The following is a 14098-nucleotide window of genomic DNA, read 5'->3' on the forward strand; positions in this document are numbered from 1 at the left end:
AGGCGGGCCCTACCGCGATTCTCCCCCGGACGAGCCCGGCGCACCCCTGCCGTCTACCGCAGGAGTATGCGGCCCAGCACCGGCCGATGGTCACTCCCCGTCGCTTCCAGCGCCGACACCTCCGTCACCTCGACGCCCCGCCCCAGCACCTGGTCGATCCTCGTCACCGGCAGGGCGGCCGGCCAGCTGAACGCGAACCCCGAGGGCGGGGCGCCCAGTCGGGAGGTGAGCGGGCCGAGCCCCCGGTCCTGCACCGTGCCGTTGAGGTCGCCCACGACCAGGAGCCGGTCGGCCGGGTCGTCGGCGATACGGGCCCCGAGCAGTGCCGCGCTCTCGTCGCGGGCCGCCGAGGCGAACCCCGTCGGGCCCAGCCGGACGGACGGCAGGTGGACCACGTACACCGCGATCTCCCCGCCGGGCGCGGACACCGTGACCCGCAGACCGCGCTGCCAGCTCTCCGGGAAACCCGCGGGCCGGATGTCCACCGGTCGCACGTCCGACAGGGGCCAGGCCGACCAGAGCCCGACCGTGCCGTGGACCGCCCGGTGCGGATGGGACGCGCCCAGGACGTCCTCGAACACGGGCCGCCGCGCGGGCGTGAGCTCCTGCACGGCCACCAGACCCGCGCGGGTGGAGCGCAGCGCCCGCGCGGTGCCCGCCGGGTCGGCGTTGTCGTCGGCCACGTTGTGCTGGACGACGGTCAGGTCGTACGACTCCGGCGGCGAGGACAGCCACAGCCCGCCGAACATCCAGAGCCAGACCGCCACGGGCACCAGGCAGGCGAGCAGCCCCGCCACCGACCGCTTGAGCACGGCGAGACATCCGAGGAGAGGCACGGCCACGCCCAGCCACGGCAGGAACGTCTCCAGGAGGCTCCCGAGACGCCCGGCACCATTGGGCACGGCCGAGTGCAGGGCCAGCAGACCGGCGACACCGACGGCGCCCCCGACGAGCCAGGCGTCCCACGGCCGTCCGCCTCTCATGCGCACCCCCTACGCGAGTTCAGCCGCCAGCAACGCGGCCGTCTCGGCCACCAGCGTGTTGTCGGCCGGGGCGTCCTCCTCGGGCTGGGTCGTCAGGACCGACAGCACGATCGGGGGGCCGTCCGGCGGCCAGGTGATGCCCACGTCGTTGGCGCCGCCGTGCCGTCCGCCGCCGGTCTTGTCGGCGAGCAGCCAGTCGGCGGGCAGGCCCTTGCGGAACTTCTCGGTACTGGTGGTGTTGCGCAGCAGCCAGTCCGTGAGCCGCGCGCGGTCCCGGGGCTCCAGCGCGTTGCCGAGCACGAGACGGGCGTAGGTCAGGCCGATGGCACGCGGGGACGTCGTGTCGGTGACGCGCCAGGGCTCCGCTGAATTGAGCTCGGGCTCCCACCGGTCGAGCCGGGTGACACCGTCACCGACCGAGCGGCAGAAGCGCGTGATGGCGGTCGGTCCTCCCAGCTCCTTCAGGAGCAGGTTGCCCGCGGTGTTGTCGCTGAAGCGGATGGTCGCGTCGCACAGTTCGCCGACGGTCATGCCGGTCGCGAGGTTCTCCTGGGTGACGGGGGAGTACCCCGACTTCGTGACGTAGTCCTGGGTGTAGCGGATGCGCCGGGCGAGGAACTCACCATCGCGGTCGAGGTCGCGCAGGACGGCCGCGGCGGTGAGCGTCTTGAACACCGAGGCCATCGGGAACCGTTCGCCGGCCCGGTACGCCACGGTCCGGCCCGTGCGCAGATTGCGGGCGTACACGCCCAGCCGGGCGGTGTGCTCCCGCTCCAGTTCCCTCAGCCGTGCGGTGACGCCGCCCGTACCGGGTAAGGCGTGGGCCGTGCCGCCGCCCAGCGAGAGAGCGGCGGCGGCGCCCAGCGCGAGGGCCGTTCGACGGGACGGGCGTGGGTGTGTGGTGTGCACGGTGCTCCCTTCGGACGTGATCACGTACGCAGTCCAACACGCGATCACGTCCGCGCCGGTTTCACCGCGCGTCCGCCGAAACTCTCAGGACGCCCTGGGTGCCTCCCGCACCTGGAACGCCTCCGCGTCCCACGTGCCGTCCAGGCGCGGCGCCAGCCAGTGCGGTGCCGCCGCCCGGAAGGCGGTGGGAGGGAGGGCCCCCGACCCGGCGGGAACGGAGCCCAGCAGCGGCGCTCCGGCCACGTCCGGCAGATCCGCGAGATTGCAGCGCGAGGCGAGGTCCGGCGCGGCGGGCCAGCTTCCGATCACGATCCCCGCCAGACCCAGCCCCCGCGAGCGCAGTTCACGCGCCGTCAGTTCCGTCGTGTTCAGCGTGCCGAGCCCCGCCGACGCCACGACCAGCACCGGCGCCGACAGCAGCCGGGCCGCGTCCGCCAGGGTGCCGCCGGCCGGGTCGAACCGTACGAGCAGTCCGCCCGCGCCCTCGACCAGCACGAGGTCGTGCTCGGTGGCGAGCTTGGCGGCGGCCTCCGCGACCTCGTGCGGGTGCACGGGGGCGCGACCGGCCCGGCGGGCGGCCGTGGCGGGCGCCAACGGCTCGGGGTAACGGGCGAGTTCCGCCGTCGTCACGGTACCCGCCAGCCTCGCGACCTCGGCGGCGTCCCCCGGCTCGTCCGGCCGTACGCCCGTCTGCGCGGCCTTCAGCACGGCCACCGAACGGCCGGCCGCCAGCGCCGTCGCGGCCACCGCGGCGGTCACGACCGTCTTGCCGACCTCCGTGCCCGTGCCCGTGATCACCAGTACCGACATGTCATCCCTCCCGCGCCGCCGCACACACCGCCCGCGCGATGCGCGCCACATCCGCGTCGCCCGTCACGTACGGCGGCATGGTGTAGATCAGATCGCGGAACGGCCGCAGCCACACGCCCTCGCGTACGGCCGCCTCCGTGGCCGCCTTCATGTCCACGGCGTGATCCAGCTGCACGACGCCGATGGCGCCGAGCACCCGCACGTCCTCGACGCCCGGAAGCTCCGCGGCCGCCGCGAGCCCGTCCCGGAGCCCCGCCTCGATCCGCTTGACCTCCGTGAGCCAGTCCTGGCCGAGCAGCAGCTCGATCGAGGCGCAGGCCACCGCCGCCGCCAGCGGATTGCCCATGAAGGTCGGGCCGTGCGCCAGCACCGGCACCTCGCCGCGCGAGATGCCGTCGGCCACCCGCGAGGTGCACAGCGTCGCCGCCATCGTCAGATAGCCGCCGGTCAGCGCCTTGCCCACGCACATCACATCCGGCGTCACGGCCGCGTGCTCCGCCGCGAACAGCGCGCCCGTACGGCCGAAGCCGGTCGCGATCTCGTCGAACACCAGCAGCACGTCGTGCGCGTCGCACACCTCGCGCAGCACCCTCAGGTAGGCGGGGGAGTGGAACCGCATCCCGCCCGCGCCCTGCACCACCGGCTCCACGATCACCGCGGCCAGCTCGTCGGCGTGCCGCTCGATCGACGCGCGCAGCTGCTCGGCGTACGACTCCTCGTACGCGACCGGCGGCGGACCGACGAACACCTGACGCGGCAGCACCCCGGTCCACAACTCGTGCATCCCGCCCTCGGGATCGCACACCGACATCGGCTGCCAGGTGTCGCCGTGGTAGCCGCCGCGCCAGGTCAGCAGCCGCTGCTTGCGGGGGCGGCCCAGCGAGCGCCAGTACTGGAGGCACATCTTGACGGCGACCTCGACCGACACGGACCCGGAGTCGGCGAGGAACACATGCTCCAGACCCTCGGGCGACATGTCGACAAGGTGCTTCGCCAGTCGTACGGCGGGCTCGTGGGTGAGCCCGCCGAACATCACGTGGCTCATCCGCTCCAGTTGCTCGCGCGCCGCCTCGTTCAGCACCGGGTGGTTGTAGCCGTGGATCGCCGACCACCAGGACGACATGCCGTCGACCAGCTCTCCCGAGCCGTCGGCGAGCCGCAGCCGCACCCCGCTCGCCGACTCCACGACGAGCGGTTCCTGCCGCCCGGGCATCGGGCCGTACGGATGCCACACGTGCCGCCGGTCGAGCTCCAGCAGTTCGGGCACCGTCAGCTCAGGCATTGGGCGCGAGGTCCGTTCCCGCGCCCCGGCGGCGGACGGCGACCAGGTCGGTACGGGGCTCGGCGGACGTCCGGGGCTCCGCGGCCTCCGGGGCAGCAGCGGAACCGCAGACTCCACCACCCCCCTCGGAACCGCACACCCCGCCGCCGTCGTGGCAGCCGCCGGACGCGCGGTGCTCCGGCAGCGTCACCTGGTCGGTGCCCTCCACCTCGAACCCGGCGTCCGCGATCATCTCCAGGTCGGCCTTGCCCGCCTGGCCCTCGGTGGTGAGGTAGTCGCCGAGGAAGATCGAGTTGGCCAGGTGCAGGGCGAGAGGCTGCATCGTGCGCAGATGGACCTCCCGGCCGCCCGCGATGCGCACCTCGACGTCCGGGCACACGAAGCGCACCATGGCCAGGATCCTCAGGCAGCGCTGCGGGGTGAGGTTCCACTCCTTGCCGAGCGGGGTGCCCTCGACCGGGATCAGGAAGTTGACCGGAACCGAGTCCGGGTCCAGATCGCGCAGCGAGAAGACGACGTCGACCAGGTCCTCGTCCGACTCGCCCATGCCGGCGATCAGCCCGGAGCAGGCGGACAGCCCTGCCGCGTGGGCCTTCTCGACGGTGTCCACGCGGTCGGCGTACGTGTGCGTGGTGGTGATCTCCCCGTACGTCGCCTCGGACGTGTTGAGGTTGTGGTTGTAGGCGTCGGCGCCCGCCTCGCGCAGCCGCTCGGCCTGTCCGTCGGAGAGCAGGCCGAGGCAGGCGCACACCTCGACGCCCTCGTTCTTCTCCTTGATGGTCCTGATCGTCTCGGAGACCCGGTCCACGTCCCGGTCGGTCGGACCGCGCCCGCTGGCCACGAGGCACACCCGCTTGGCGCCCCCGGCCACACCGGCCGCCGCCGCGTCGGAGGCCTGATCCGGTTTGAGCCACGTGTACTTCAGGATCCCGGCCTGGGAGCCGAGCCGCTGCGAACAGTACGAGCAGTCCTCGGGGCACAGGCCGGACTTCAGGTTGACGAGATAGTTGAGTTTCACCCGTCGGCCGAACCAGTGCCGGCGCACCTTCCCGGCCGCGGCCACCACATCGAGCAGGTCGTCGTCGGACGTCGCGAGGACGGCCAGTGCCTCTTCGCGGGTCGGCAGCTCGCGCCGAAGCCCCTTGTCCACCAGCGTGTTCAGCAGGTCCATGGGAGCCGATCCTGTCCTACGGAGGCGCCCGGGGCCAAGGAGACTTCGTACAACAGAGTCGCTTCGAGGTGTGGGTATTGCCACACACTGACCTGCTGGAGCTCCCGCTAGTGTCTGTGCACTGCCTACAAATTCCCCGGAGGACCACCCATGGCGTTCGGCTGGATCGACGAGCAGGCGCGGCTGCGCCGCCATGCCGGACTCGTACGGACTCTGCGCCCCCGTCCGGCCGTTTCACCGCTCCTCGATCTGGCGAGCAACGACTACCTGGGGCTGGCCCACCACCCCGAGGTCACCGAGGGCGCGGCCCGTGCCGCGCGGGTCTGGGGCGGCGGCTCGACCGGCTCCCGGCTCGTCACCGGCAGCACCGAACTGCACGCCGAACTGGAACAGGAACTGGCCGGTTTCTGCGGTGCCGAGGCGGCCCTCGTCTTCTCCTCCGGCTACGCGGCCAACCTCGCGGCGGTCACCGCGCTGGCCCCGCACGGCTCCCTCATCGTCTCCGACGCGGGCAACCACGCCTCGCTCATCGACGGCTGCCGGCTGGCCCGCGGCACGACCCAGGTGGTGGCGCACGCCGACCCGGAGGCCGTGCGCAAGGCGCTGCACACGCACGAGGGCACGGCGATCACCGTGTCCGACACGGTCTTCTCGGTCGACGGCGACGCGGCCCCGCTCGCCGCGCTCGCCGAGGCGTGCCGGGAGCACGGCGCCGGACTGGTGGTCGACGACGCCCACGGCCTGGGCGTCCTCGGCGACGGCGGCCGCGGCGCCCCGCACGCGGCCGGGCTCGCGGGCGCCGACGACGTGGTCGTGACGGTCACGCTGTCCAAGTCGCTCGGCAGCCAGGGCGGAGCCGTCCTCGGCCCCGCCCGGGTGGTCGACCACCTGGTCAACGCGGCACGGACGTTCATCTTCGACACGGGTCTCGCCCCCGCGGCGGCGGGGGCGGCCCTGTCGGCACTGCGGCTGCTGCGCCGCGAGCCGGAGCGGGCGGCGCGCGCCCGTGCGGTGGCGGGCGAGTTGTACACACGCCTGACCGCCGCGGGCCTGGAAGCGGTACGTCCGGACGCCGCGGTGGTCTCGGTGCGGGCGCCCTCCCCCGAGGACGCCGTGCGCTGGGCGGCCGAGTGCCGCGCGGCGGGCCTGGCCGTGGGCTGCTTCCGTCCTCCTTCCGTACCCGACGGCATCTCACGGCTCAGGCTCACCGCCCGCGCGGACCTGACCGGGGAACAGATCGAACGCGCTGTACGACTGATCGGCGAGACGCGGTCATGAGTCGGCGTGACACGGCCGTGCGTCGCTCGACGGTGGACGGATCAGAAGTGGTCGGGATTCGGCTCAGATGCGGTCGATCGCGGCCGTGAACTCCGCCCAGCTCCTCGGGGAGAAGAGCAGCGCGGGCCCGGCCGGGTCCTTGGAGTCGCGCACGGCGAGCAGCCCGGCCCAGGGCGGGGCGTCCGGAGACGCGGTCTCGACGCAGTTGTTCGCGCCGGTGCTGTAGCTGCTGCGCAACCACCGCACACCGTGCAGTTCGATGCTTGAGGGGACGTGACGAGGCAGTGCACGCATGGTGCCTCCTTACGCGCCGGCGGCTGTCCCGGCGATGAAATCCAACGAGTCCTCGGGCGAAAGGGCGTGGATCTGCAGGGCGTTGAAGGCCTCCGTGTAGGCCTGGAGGTCTTCTTTCCGTTCGAGGTAGAGGCTACTCGTCAAGTGGTCGAGAACAACCACATCCAGATCAGATGTGCTCGAAAATGAGAAGATAACGAAAGGGCCAGTGACGCCGATGTGAGCCCCGGCGGCGAACGGCAGCACCTGGAGCCGCACTTGGGGCAGCCGCGCCGCCTCGACCAGTCGTTCCAGCTGCCGGGCCATGACCCCCGGCCCGCCCACCTCCCTGCGCAGCACCGCCTCGTCCAGGACGGCGCTCAGTTCCAGCGGCGGATCCGCGCGCAGCACGTCCTGCCGGGCCAGCCGCACCTCGACCAGCGTGTCGAGCCGGTCCTCCGGCAGGCCCTCCACCGCGGCCTTAGTCACCGCACGGGCGTACTCGGGCGTCTGGAGCAGCCCCGGGACGACGGTGGTCTCCAGCGTGCGCATCGCGCCGGCCTGGGACTCCAGGCTGATGAAGTCCCGGTAGGTCGGCGGCAGCACCCCGCGGTAGGCGTGCCACCAGTGGTGCCGGCCGCCGTCGTCGTCGGACCCCGCCAACATCATGAGCAATTCGCGCAGTTGGGTGTCCATCACGGCGTACGCGTCGAGAAGTAACCGGACATCGGCCGGTTTCACCCCGCTCGTGCCCGTCTCGATTCGGCTGACCTTCGACTGGTGCCAGCCCACCAGTCGGGCCGCCTCACCACTGGTGAGCCCCGCCGAGGTGCGCAGCGCGCGAAGTTCGGCGCCCAGTTTCCGGCGGCGCACCGCGGGACCGTGCTGCATGGGCTACTCCTTACTCCTTCCGAGCCACCCAAAAACGGTCTCGCGTCGCAGAGTTCACCGCTTTGAGCGACAGATATATGCATATCTTGGTGGATCGCCGCCCTTGAGGGGTGTTCTGGTGGCACTCTGGCGACGAAGCACCAGTCCGGGACCGTACTCGAACCTTCCGCTCCGTGTCGGACTGCGGTCCCGTTGGGAAAGGGACGACGTCGCCATGGCAGACCATTTGGAAGCATCCGTCACTCTGCCGAGCGATCCCGCCTCGGTCTCCGCGGCGCGCGCCTACGTGGTGGGCACGCTGGCGGAGTGGGGTCTGCCGACGGACACGGAAGTGTCCGACTCCATCCGGCTCATCATCTCCGAACTCGCCACCAACGCCGTCCAGCACACCTTCGGGCAGTCGCCCACCTTCACGGTGGACGTCGCACTCGACCGCGACGAACAACTGCGCATCGGCGTCACGGACAGCCACCCACGATTCCCCAGACGCCTGCCTGCCGCCGTCCAGCAGGACAACGGCCGCGGCCTCGTCATCATCCGCTGGCTGACCGCGGAGTGCGGCGGCAGGCTCAGGATCCGCCCCACCCGCGAGGGCGGCAAGACCATCTCGATCGAACTCCCGTGGACCGTCCCGGCCCAGCCCGTGCCCGCGGCGCGGCAGCAGGAGCCGTGATCTCACCGCATCTATGACGTGTGCCGCGCGCGGCCGAACGCCCCGCGCAGCAAGGCCCGGAAGGCCTCCACGGCCGGCGCCGCCTCCTCGCCCCGGTAGGCGACCGAGATCGTACGGCGCAGCTCGCCCGCTCCGAGCGGGCGCACCCCGACCGGCGTGACCGACGTCCGCGCCACCATCTCCGGTACGACGCCCACCCCGAGCCCCGCGCTGACCAGCGCGCACACCAGCGCATACCCGGGCGTCGACACCAGGACCGACGGGCTGGCACCGGCCCCGGCCAGCGCCGCCTCCACACCCTGCCGGGACGGATGCTCCGGCGCCATGCTGATCAGCGGCTGACCCGCCAGTTCCGTCAAGGGAAGCCTGGACGTGCCGTCGGCGAGGGCATGCCCCGGGGCGGTCACCAGCACCAGTTCCTCGACCAGGACCGGCTCCGTGCGCACGGAGGCGGGGAGCGCCAGGGCGTCGGCCGGCTCGTACGTGTGCGTCAGGGCCAGGTCGATCTCACCGGTGGCCACGGCCGTGACACCGGTCGGCGGTTCGTGGTCGGCGACGGACAGCTCCACATCCGGGTGAGCCCGGCGGAACGCGCTGAGCACCGGCGGCAGCAGATGGATGCCCGCCGTCTGGAACGTCCCGAGCCTCAGGACACCCCCCGACAGACCGGCCAGCCGGGCCAGTTCGTGGCGAGCCAGTTCCAACTCGTCGAGCACGCGCCGGGCCCGTGCCACCAGCAGCTCGCCCGCGCCCGTCAGCCGCGCCCCGCGGTGATGCCGGACCAGCAGCGCCGAGCCCGCCTCCCGCTCCAGCTTGGCCAGTTGCTGGGAGAGCGCGGGCGGGGTGTAGCCGAGGCGCTCGGCGGCCCGGGTGATCGACCCGGCCTCCGCGACGGCGACCAGCGCCGCGAGCCGGGTCGGATCGTACATGTCTGACCTCCACAGACCAAAGCATTGCTTAAGGCCTGCCCAGGATATTCGACATACCTGCTGAAGGCTCCGGCCCGGCAGGCTGGCCGCATGGACGCACAACTCATCGCCTTCACCGGGGTGGCGGCGGGCATGGTCGCCATGCCGGGCGCCGACTTCACGGTCGTCGTGCGCAACGCCCTGGTCTCCCGCCGGGCCGGTGTCGCCTGCGCGCTCGGCATCGCGGGCGGGCTGCTCCTGCACACCGCGCTGGCCGTGGCGGGCGTCGCCGCGGTCCTGGCCGCCGTCCCCGCGCTGTTCCGCTCGCTCCAGTTGCTGGGCGGCGGCTATGTCCTGTACCTGGGGGTGCGGACGCTGTGGTCGCTGCGCCGGCCCCGTGCCGTGCCCGTCGAAGCCGCCGGAACCGTCTCGTCCGCCGCGCGTCCCCTGCGGCAGGGCTTCGTCACGAACGCCCTGAATCCGAAAGCGCCCATCACCTTCCTCAGCCTGCTGCCGCAGTTCGTGCCCGCGGGCAGTCCCGCGCTGCCCCGGACCCTGCTGCTGGCGCTGATCGTGGTGGTCCTCGCCCTGCTGTGGTTCCCGGCCGTGGCCCTGCTGGTGGACCGGCTGGGCCGGTGGCTGCGCGAACCACGGGCCGCGCGGGCCGTCGAGGGGGTCACCGGCGCCGCGCTGACGCTTCTCGGTGTGCTGCTCCTTCTCGAGCCGCTGAGGGCTGCCTGATGGTGCCGCGCAGCGGCGCGGGGATCCGGACGGTGCCCTGGGGCGCCGGCTCCTCCACAGTGGCCTCGGGCCGCCCGGGGCTGCCGTGCGTCTCCTCCCGCAGCCCCGCCCGCCGCACCAGCCGGGGGAGCAGCCCCCACAGGCCGACGCAGACCAGGAACGTCGCCGCGCCCGCTGCGATGCCACCGGCCCGACTGGTCGTCACATCCACCACCAGCAGCACGGAACCGCTGAACGCGAACACCAGCACGATCAGGCCGGTTGCGGCCAGTCGTGAGGAGACCTGCACGATGCGGGGCTTGGCGCCCTGCTGGAAGAGCGAGCGGTGCAGCGCGGCCGGTGCGGTGAACAGCGCCGCTGCCAGGACCGCCAGCAGCAGCGTGATGACGTAGGTGACGCGCTGGACCGTGTCGAGGGACGTGAAGCGCGAGGTGAAAGCGAGCGACAACAGGAACGCGAACAGGATCTGTACGCCCGTCTGGGTGACCCGGAGCTCCTGGAGCAGCTCGACGAAGTTCCGGTCGGCGCGTTGCAGCGGGGTCTCGCCGCGTGCGGTGCAGGGACGGTGCTCGGCCATGGGTCACGGGTAACCACTTGAGGCCGTGTCACGCTCCGGCGTGCGGCGGCGCGTCAGGGACGCCGCCGCACGCCGGGCGGATCACTTCACGCGCCCGTACCAGACGCTCTTGGTCCAGATCTTCTGCAGCCGCACCACGTCCCCGCTCTTCGGGGCGTGCCAGAGCTTGTTCTTACCCGCGTAGATACCCACGTGGTACACGTTGCTGCCCGAGTGGAAGAACACCAGGTCTCCCGCCTTGCGGTTCTTGGCGGAGATGTGGCGCGTCTTGTTGTACTGCTGGGCGGCCGTGCGGGGGAGCTTCTTGCCGACCTTCTTGAACGAGTAGAGCGTGAGCCCGGAGCAGTCGAACCTGTGCGGACCGGTGGCCCCGTACCTGTAGGGCGAACCCTTCTTCGAGGCCGCGATCTGGAGTGCCTTCGTCCCATGGGTGGCTGCCGAGGCCTCCGAGGAGAAGCCGGGCGTCACGATCGAGCCGCCCACCGCGGCGATGGTGAGGGCCGAGGCCGTACCGGCCCGGACCATGAGCGACGGGACACGATTGAGCGCAGTCATGCGCAACCCTTCGTCAGCCGCCTGTGAAGGATGACCTGTCGGATTCGGGCTGGCGAAGTTGCCCGGCCGCTGACGCGGCTTCACCCCAAGGGCTGCTCGGACCCGGTCATGGCGTGACCGTCCCGGCGACCCGTCGTGCTTGGGTCCTCCACTCCTGCCGATCCACTCCTGTCGACCGGTCATCCAGGCGGCGGCAGGACTCGGCGTCCGCCCGGACCGCCCCGCCGCTGCGGCGGGGGCTTGTCGTCAGTCAGGGATCTTGGCTCATGGTTGTCCCGAAATCCCAACGGAACCGGGGGTTTGTGTTGTTACTCACCACTCACCCGTTCGGGTGGACACGTCTGTGTTCGAGCCACCGTCCACGGGCCCATCGGCCGCCGGACCAGCGATGGAATGTCCTATTCCGCTCCTCGGCCACGCGCGTTGCGCAACTGGGAGGGCCCGAAAAAAGGACTCCCGTCTACTCCGGACAGGGGTACGTCGTTTGGTCCGTTTCGACTCAGGCCTGGACGCTCCGTCGGCAGGGCGGGCGTCCGGGCCGACGGATCCGCGTCAACTGACGGACTCCGGGGGCAGGGTGACGCGGGCCGTGCGCCGCTCGCCGTCCAGCACCCGCAGCGCCCGGCCGAGTGTGCCGGCGTGCAGTTCCGTCTCGCCCCGCTGATGCATCAGGGCCAGCGCGTCACGCAGCGCCGTCGCCTTGCCCACCAGGGCCTGGGCGGCGCGCAGTCCGCGGTAGGTGTCGCCGGGCAGCGCCGGGTTGATCCGGCCGAGCAGGTCGACGACCTCCAGGTAACGGTCGATCAACTCAGCCTCGGCGCGGGTCAGCGCGGGCAGCGGCGGCAGTTCGGGCGGGAGCACCGGCGGCTCACTCTCCGGTCGGCATGGCCAGAGTGGCCTTGCGGTGGGGGACGATCCGGTCCACCAGGCCGTACTCCACGGCCTCCTGGGCGGTGAGGACCTTGTCGCGCTCGATGTCCTCGCTGAGCTGCTCCCGGCTGCGGCCCGTGTGCCGCGCGAGCATCTCCTCCATGCGGGTCCGGACGCGGGTCAACTCGTCGGCCTGGATCGCGAGATCGCTGGCCTGCCCGCGGGCCGGCTCGGGCAGCGCGGGCTGATGGATCACCAGACGGGCGTCCGGCAGCGCGGATCGCTTGCCGGGTGTGCCCGCCGCCAGCAGGACCGAGGCGGCCGCGCCGGCCTGGCCCAGGCAGATCGTCTCCACGTCGCAGGAGACGTACTGCATCGTGTCGTAGATGGCCGACAAGGCGTGGAAGGTGCCGCCGGGGGAGTTGATGTAGAGCGAGATGTCGCGGTCGGGGGCCTGGTGTTCGAGGTACATGAACTGGGCCATCACGTCGTTCGCCGAGGTCTCGTCCACCGGCGCCCCGAGGAAGACGATCCGCCCCTCCAGCAGCTTCGAGTACGGATCCGTCGTCCGTTGCCCGGACGCGGTGCGTTCGGTGAACTCGGGCAGCACGTAACGGGCGGACGGTCGGGTCATGGTGAACCCCTCCTCGCGGGCAGAGCCGTCTCCTGCGACAGCTGTCTCTGTAAAAAATGTACAGGACGTACGTGACGTTATGATGGCTGCATGGCCTACGAGATTCCGGTGACGCAAGCCAGGGCTGAGCTCGCCGACCTGATCAACCGCGTGGTGTACGGCGGTGAACGCGTCGTCGTCACCCGGCACGGCAAGCCTCTCGTCGCCCTCGTCTCAGCCGATGACCTGCGGCGAATCGAAGAGGCCGCAGAGCTCGCGGAACTCGCGGAGCCCGCGGAGGAGCAGGTGATCAGCGCTGTCTCCACGGTCCGCGAGGTCGCGTCCGCTCCTCGCGAACGGCAGCGGTTCGGGATCGCGGCGAAGCACCGGGGGGCCGGCCCGGCGTAGCCCGGGGTCCGCAGTCCGGGCAGGCCGAAACCGTGCACCCCCGTCCGCTACAGCTGGGGGTGCACGGTCGTTTCTGCTGTGTGATCGCCCTTCTGTGAGGACGGCGGCTCAGCCCACCGCCGCGAGCTCCCGTCCGTCGGTCGCGGCCTCGTCGCGCGCCTTCCGTGCCCGGAGCGCGCCGCCGAGCAGTACGGCGCCCAGGCCCAGCGCCGCCCACCAGGTCAGGGTCAGGGCGGGGCCGGTCGCCGCCGCGCCGTCGAAGTACGACACCGAGCGCAGCAGCGTCGTACCCGCGCCCGGCGGCAGCCACTGGCCGATCGCACCGGCCGGCTCCGGCAGCATCTGCGGTGCCGAGGCGGCGCCGGAGAACGGGTTGCCGAGGAGCATCACCACCGCTCCGGCGATCCCCATGCCGGCGGTGCCGACCAGGGCGGCGAGCCCGGCGACGGCACCACTGACGGCCAGCGCCGAGAGCCCGAGCGCTGCGGCCTCCGTCCACCAGTCGCCCGTGAGCACCCCGAGCCAGCTGTGCGCGACCCCGGCTGCGGCCACGCCCACCAGGGCGGACGCGGCGAGCAGCGCGGTCACGGCCCGGGCGCCGCGCAGCCCCAGCACGGTGACCACCGCTCCCGCCGCGATACCGGCCAGGGCGAGGGGCAGTACGGCGGCATTGAACGCCGCACCGCGCGGATCGCTCGCCGGGGTGGCCACGACGTCGACCGTCCTGACCTGCGTGCCCGCGGCGGCGGCCTGCTGTGCCACCGCCTGCTGGAGGAACTGGGCGACGGCCGGCCCCGCGGCGGACGCGGTGAGCAGTTCGGGGCCCTGGGGAGTGACCACGACCGCGCCGTACACGGTCCGGTCCTCGACGGCGTCCCTGGCTGCGGCCTCGTCGGCGTAACGGTGGATCTCGAAGGCGCCCTCGCGCTGCTCCATCCGCTTCTCCATCTGCGCCGCCGCGGCGGGCGGCCCCGCCACGCCCAGCGGCAGGTCGCGCGGTGCGGTGCGGGCGGCCGGCCAGGCGAAGGCCCACAGAGCCAGGGCCGCGAGGACGGGCACGAGGACGACGACCGCTATCAGGCGGCGGGTCGGGGTGGCGGGCATGAGGATCTCCTGCGAGCGGCAGACAGCGGTGCCGGGCGACTAAAAAGAAGGA

General features: G+C 72.2%; 17 protein-coding genes and 1 riboswitch. Of the genes, 4 read left to right on the forward strand and 13 right to left on the reverse strand.

Translation table 11 applies throughout. The annotated features are described in order from the left end of the window. Positions 1-53: 53 nt before the first annotated feature. The 5 genes from AOQ53_RS15125 to bioB form a co-directional block, all read right to left on the reverse strand. The gene (locus tag AOQ53_RS15125) at positions 54-983 is read right to left on the reverse strand and encodes an endonuclease/exonuclease/phosphatase family protein (RefSeq protein WP_059417624.1); all 930 of its coding nucleotides are present in this window, start codon (positions 981-983) and stop codon (positions 54-56) included. Positions 984-992: 9 nt separating this feature from the next. Beyond that, positions 993-1892 (reverse strand): class A beta-lactamase, encoded by a 900-nt coding sequence (gene bla / locus AOQ53_RS15130; RefSeq protein ID WP_236711699.1) that lies wholly within the window; start codon positions 1890-1892, stop codon positions 993-995. Between the two features lie 84 nt (positions 1893-1976). Next, positions 1977-2702 (reverse strand): dethiobiotin synthase, encoded by a 726-nt coding sequence (gene bioD, locus AOQ53_RS15135; protein ID WP_059417625.1) that lies wholly within the window; start codon positions 2700-2702, stop codon positions 1977-1979. 1 nt (position 2703) lies between these two features. After that, positions 2704-3984 (reverse strand): adenosylmethionine--8-amino-7-oxononanoate transaminase, encoded by a 1281-nt coding sequence (locus AOQ53_RS15140; protein ID WP_059417627.1) that lies wholly within the window; start codon positions 3982-3984, stop codon positions 2704-2706. Beyond that, a complete protein-coding gene (gene bioB, locus AOQ53_RS15145; protein WP_059417628.1) occupies positions 3977-5155 on the reverse strand; it encodes a biotin synthase BioB in 1179 nt (392 codons plus the stop codon). The genes AOQ53_RS15140 and bioB overlap by 8 nt, the downstream gene beginning before the upstream one ends. A 150-nt stretch (positions 5156-5305) precedes the next feature. Between bioB and AOQ53_RS15150 the strand changes: the two genes are divergently transcribed. After that, entirely contained in the window at positions 5306-6433 is a 1128-nt protein-coding gene (locus AOQ53_RS15150) for an 8-amino-7-oxononanoate synthase (RefSeq protein WP_059417630.1), read from the forward strand. A gap of 63 nt (positions 6434-6496) precedes the next feature. On the opposite strand, the gene AOQ53_RS15155 is transcribed toward AOQ53_RS15150, so the two are convergent. Beyond that, positions 6497-6727 (reverse strand): DUF397 domain-containing protein, encoded by a 231-nt coding sequence (locus AOQ53_RS15155; protein ID WP_059417631.1) that lies wholly within the window; start codon positions 6725-6727, stop codon positions 6497-6499. Between the two features lie 9 nt (positions 6728-6736). Next, on the reverse strand, positions 6737-7597 hold the full coding sequence (locus AOQ53_RS15160; protein WP_059417633.1) for a helix-turn-helix domain-containing protein: 861 nt from the start codon (positions 7595-7597) through the stop codon (positions 6737-6739). Between the two features lie 214 nt (positions 7598-7811). On the opposite strand from AOQ53_RS15160, the gene AOQ53_RS15165 reads away from it, so the two are divergent. Further along, positions 7812-8270: an ATP-binding protein gene (locus tag AOQ53_RS15165; protein WP_059417636.1), complete on the forward strand. Its 459-nt coding sequence runs from the start codon at positions 7812-7814 to the stop codon at positions 8268-8270. An 11-nt stretch (positions 8271-8281) separates the two neighbouring features. On the opposite strand, the gene AOQ53_RS15170 is transcribed toward AOQ53_RS15165, so the two are convergent. Continuing rightward, on the reverse strand, positions 8282-9199 hold the full coding sequence (locus AOQ53_RS15170; RefSeq protein ID WP_059417638.1) for a LysR family transcriptional regulator: 918 nt from the start codon (positions 9197-9199) through the stop codon (positions 8282-8284). Positions 9200-9289: 90 nt separating this feature from the next. On the opposite strand from AOQ53_RS15170, the gene AOQ53_RS15175 reads away from it, so the two are divergent. Beyond that, positions 9290-9919: a LysE family translocator gene (locus tag AOQ53_RS15175; protein ID WP_059417640.1), complete on the forward strand. Its 630-nt coding sequence runs from the start codon at positions 9290-9292 to the stop codon at positions 9917-9919. Here the strand turns inward: AOQ53_RS15175 and AOQ53_RS15180 are convergent. From AOQ53_RS15180 to AOQ53_RS15195, 4 genes are all read right to left on the reverse strand, one after another. Next, positions 9855-10496 (reverse strand): DUF6328 family protein, encoded by a 642-nt coding sequence (locus AOQ53_RS15180; protein ID WP_059417641.1) that lies wholly within the window; start codon positions 10494-10496, stop codon positions 9855-9857. The two genes, AOQ53_RS15175 and AOQ53_RS15180, sit on opposite strands and share 65 nt — an antisense overlap. An 81-nt stretch (positions 10497-10577) precedes the next feature. Continuing rightward, positions 10578-11051 carry a C40 family peptidase gene (locus AOQ53_RS15185; protein ID WP_059417643.1) on the reverse strand — a complete coding sequence of 158 codons (474 nt, stop codon included), beginning with the start codon at positions 11049-11051 and terminating at the stop codon, positions 10578-10580. A 3-nt stretch (positions 11052-11054) separates the two neighbouring features. Continuing rightward, positions 11055-11251: riboswitch (cyclic di-AMP (ydaO/yuaA leader) on the reverse strand. Between the two features lie 352 nt (positions 11252-11603). Then, on the reverse strand, positions 11604-11912 hold the full coding sequence (locus AOQ53_RS15190) for a hypothetical protein (protein WP_059417645.1): 309 nt from the start codon (positions 11910-11912) through the stop codon (positions 11604-11606). A gap of 7 nt (positions 11913-11919) precedes the next feature. After that, a complete protein-coding gene (locus AOQ53_RS15195) occupies positions 11920-12555 on the reverse strand; it encodes an ATP-dependent Clp protease proteolytic subunit (RefSeq protein WP_059417646.1) in 636 nt (211 codons plus the stop codon). Positions 12556-12645: 90 nt separating this feature from the next. Here AOQ53_RS15195 and AOQ53_RS15200 point away from each other — a divergent pair, with 90 nt between their 5' ends. After that, complete coding sequence (locus AOQ53_RS15200) at positions 12646-12942, forward strand: type II toxin-antitoxin system Phd/YefM family antitoxin (protein WP_059417648.1); 297 nt, start codon at positions 12646-12648, stop codon at positions 12940-12942. A 108-nt stretch (positions 12943-13050) separates the two neighbouring features. Here AOQ53_RS15200 and AOQ53_RS15205 read toward each other — a convergent pair whose 3' ends face one another. After that, positions 13051-14046 carry an ABC transporter permease gene (locus AOQ53_RS15205; RefSeq protein ID WP_059417650.1) on the reverse strand — a complete coding sequence of 332 codons (996 nt, stop codon included), beginning with the start codon at positions 14044-14046 and terminating at the stop codon, positions 13051-13053. Between the last annotated feature and the right edge of the window lie 52 nt (positions 14047-14098).

Origin of the sequence: Streptomyces azureus (assembly GCF_001270025.1) — a bacterium.
Lineage (GTDB): Bacteria > Actinomycetota > Actinomycetes > Streptomycetales > Streptomycetaceae > Streptomyces > Streptomyces azureus.

Coding starts and splice junctions, on each gene's coding strand:
- bioD (WP_059417625.1), bottom strand. CDS start 2,702: ATGTCGGTACTGGTGATCACGGGCACGGGCACGGAGGTCGGCAAGACG.
- bioB (WP_059417628.1), bottom strand. CDS start 5,155: ATGGACCTGCTGAACACGCTGGTGGACAAGGGGCTTCGGCGCGAGCTG.
- AOQ53_RS15175 (WP_059417640.1), top strand. CDS start 9,290: ATGGACGCACAACTCATCGCCTTCACCGGGGTGGCGGCGGGCATGGTC.
- AOQ53_RS15140 (WP_059417627.1), bottom strand. CDS start 3,984: ATGCCTGAGCTGACGGTGCCCGAACTGCTGGAGCTCGACCGGCGGCAC.
- AOQ53_RS15180 (WP_059417641.1), bottom strand. CDS start 10,496: ATGGCCGAGCACCGTCCCTGCACCGCACGCGGCGAGACCCCGCTGCAA.
- AOQ53_RS15200 (WP_059417648.1), top strand. CDS start 12,646: ATGGCCTACGAGATTCCGGTGACGCAAGCCAGGGCTGAGCTCGCCGAC.
- AOQ53_RS15160 (WP_059417633.1), bottom strand. CDS start 7,597: ATGCAGCACGGTCCCGCGGTGCGCCGCCGGAAACTGGGCGCCGAACTT.
- AOQ53_RS15125 (WP_059417624.1), bottom strand. CDS start 983: ATGAGAGGCGGACGGCCGTGGGACGCCTGGCTCGTCGGGGGCGCCGTC.
- AOQ53_RS15205 (WP_059417650.1), bottom strand. CDS start 14,046: ATGCCCGCCACCCCGACCCGCCGCCTGATAGCGGTCGTCGTCCTCGTG.
- AOQ53_RS15165 (WP_059417636.1), top strand. CDS start 7,812: ATGGCAGACCATTTGGAAGCATCCGTCACTCTGCCGAGCGATCCCGCC.
- AOQ53_RS15195 (WP_059417646.1), bottom strand. CDS start 12,555: ATGACCCGACCGTCCGCCCGTTACGTGCTGCCCGAGTTCACCGAACGC.
- AOQ53_RS15170 (WP_059417638.1), bottom strand. CDS start 9,199: ATGTACGATCCGACCCGGCTCGCGGCGCTGGTCGCCGTCGCGGAGGCC.
- AOQ53_RS15155 (WP_059417631.1), bottom strand. CDS start 6,727: ATGCGTGCACTGCCTCGTCACGTCCCCTCAAGCATCGAACTGCACGGT.
- AOQ53_RS15185 (WP_059417643.1), bottom strand. CDS start 11,051: ATGACTGCGCTCAATCGTGTCCCGTCGCTCATGGTCCGGGCCGGTACG.
- AOQ53_RS15150 (WP_059417630.1), top strand. CDS start 5,306: ATGGCGTTCGGCTGGATCGACGAGCAGGCGCGGCTGCGCCGCCATGCC.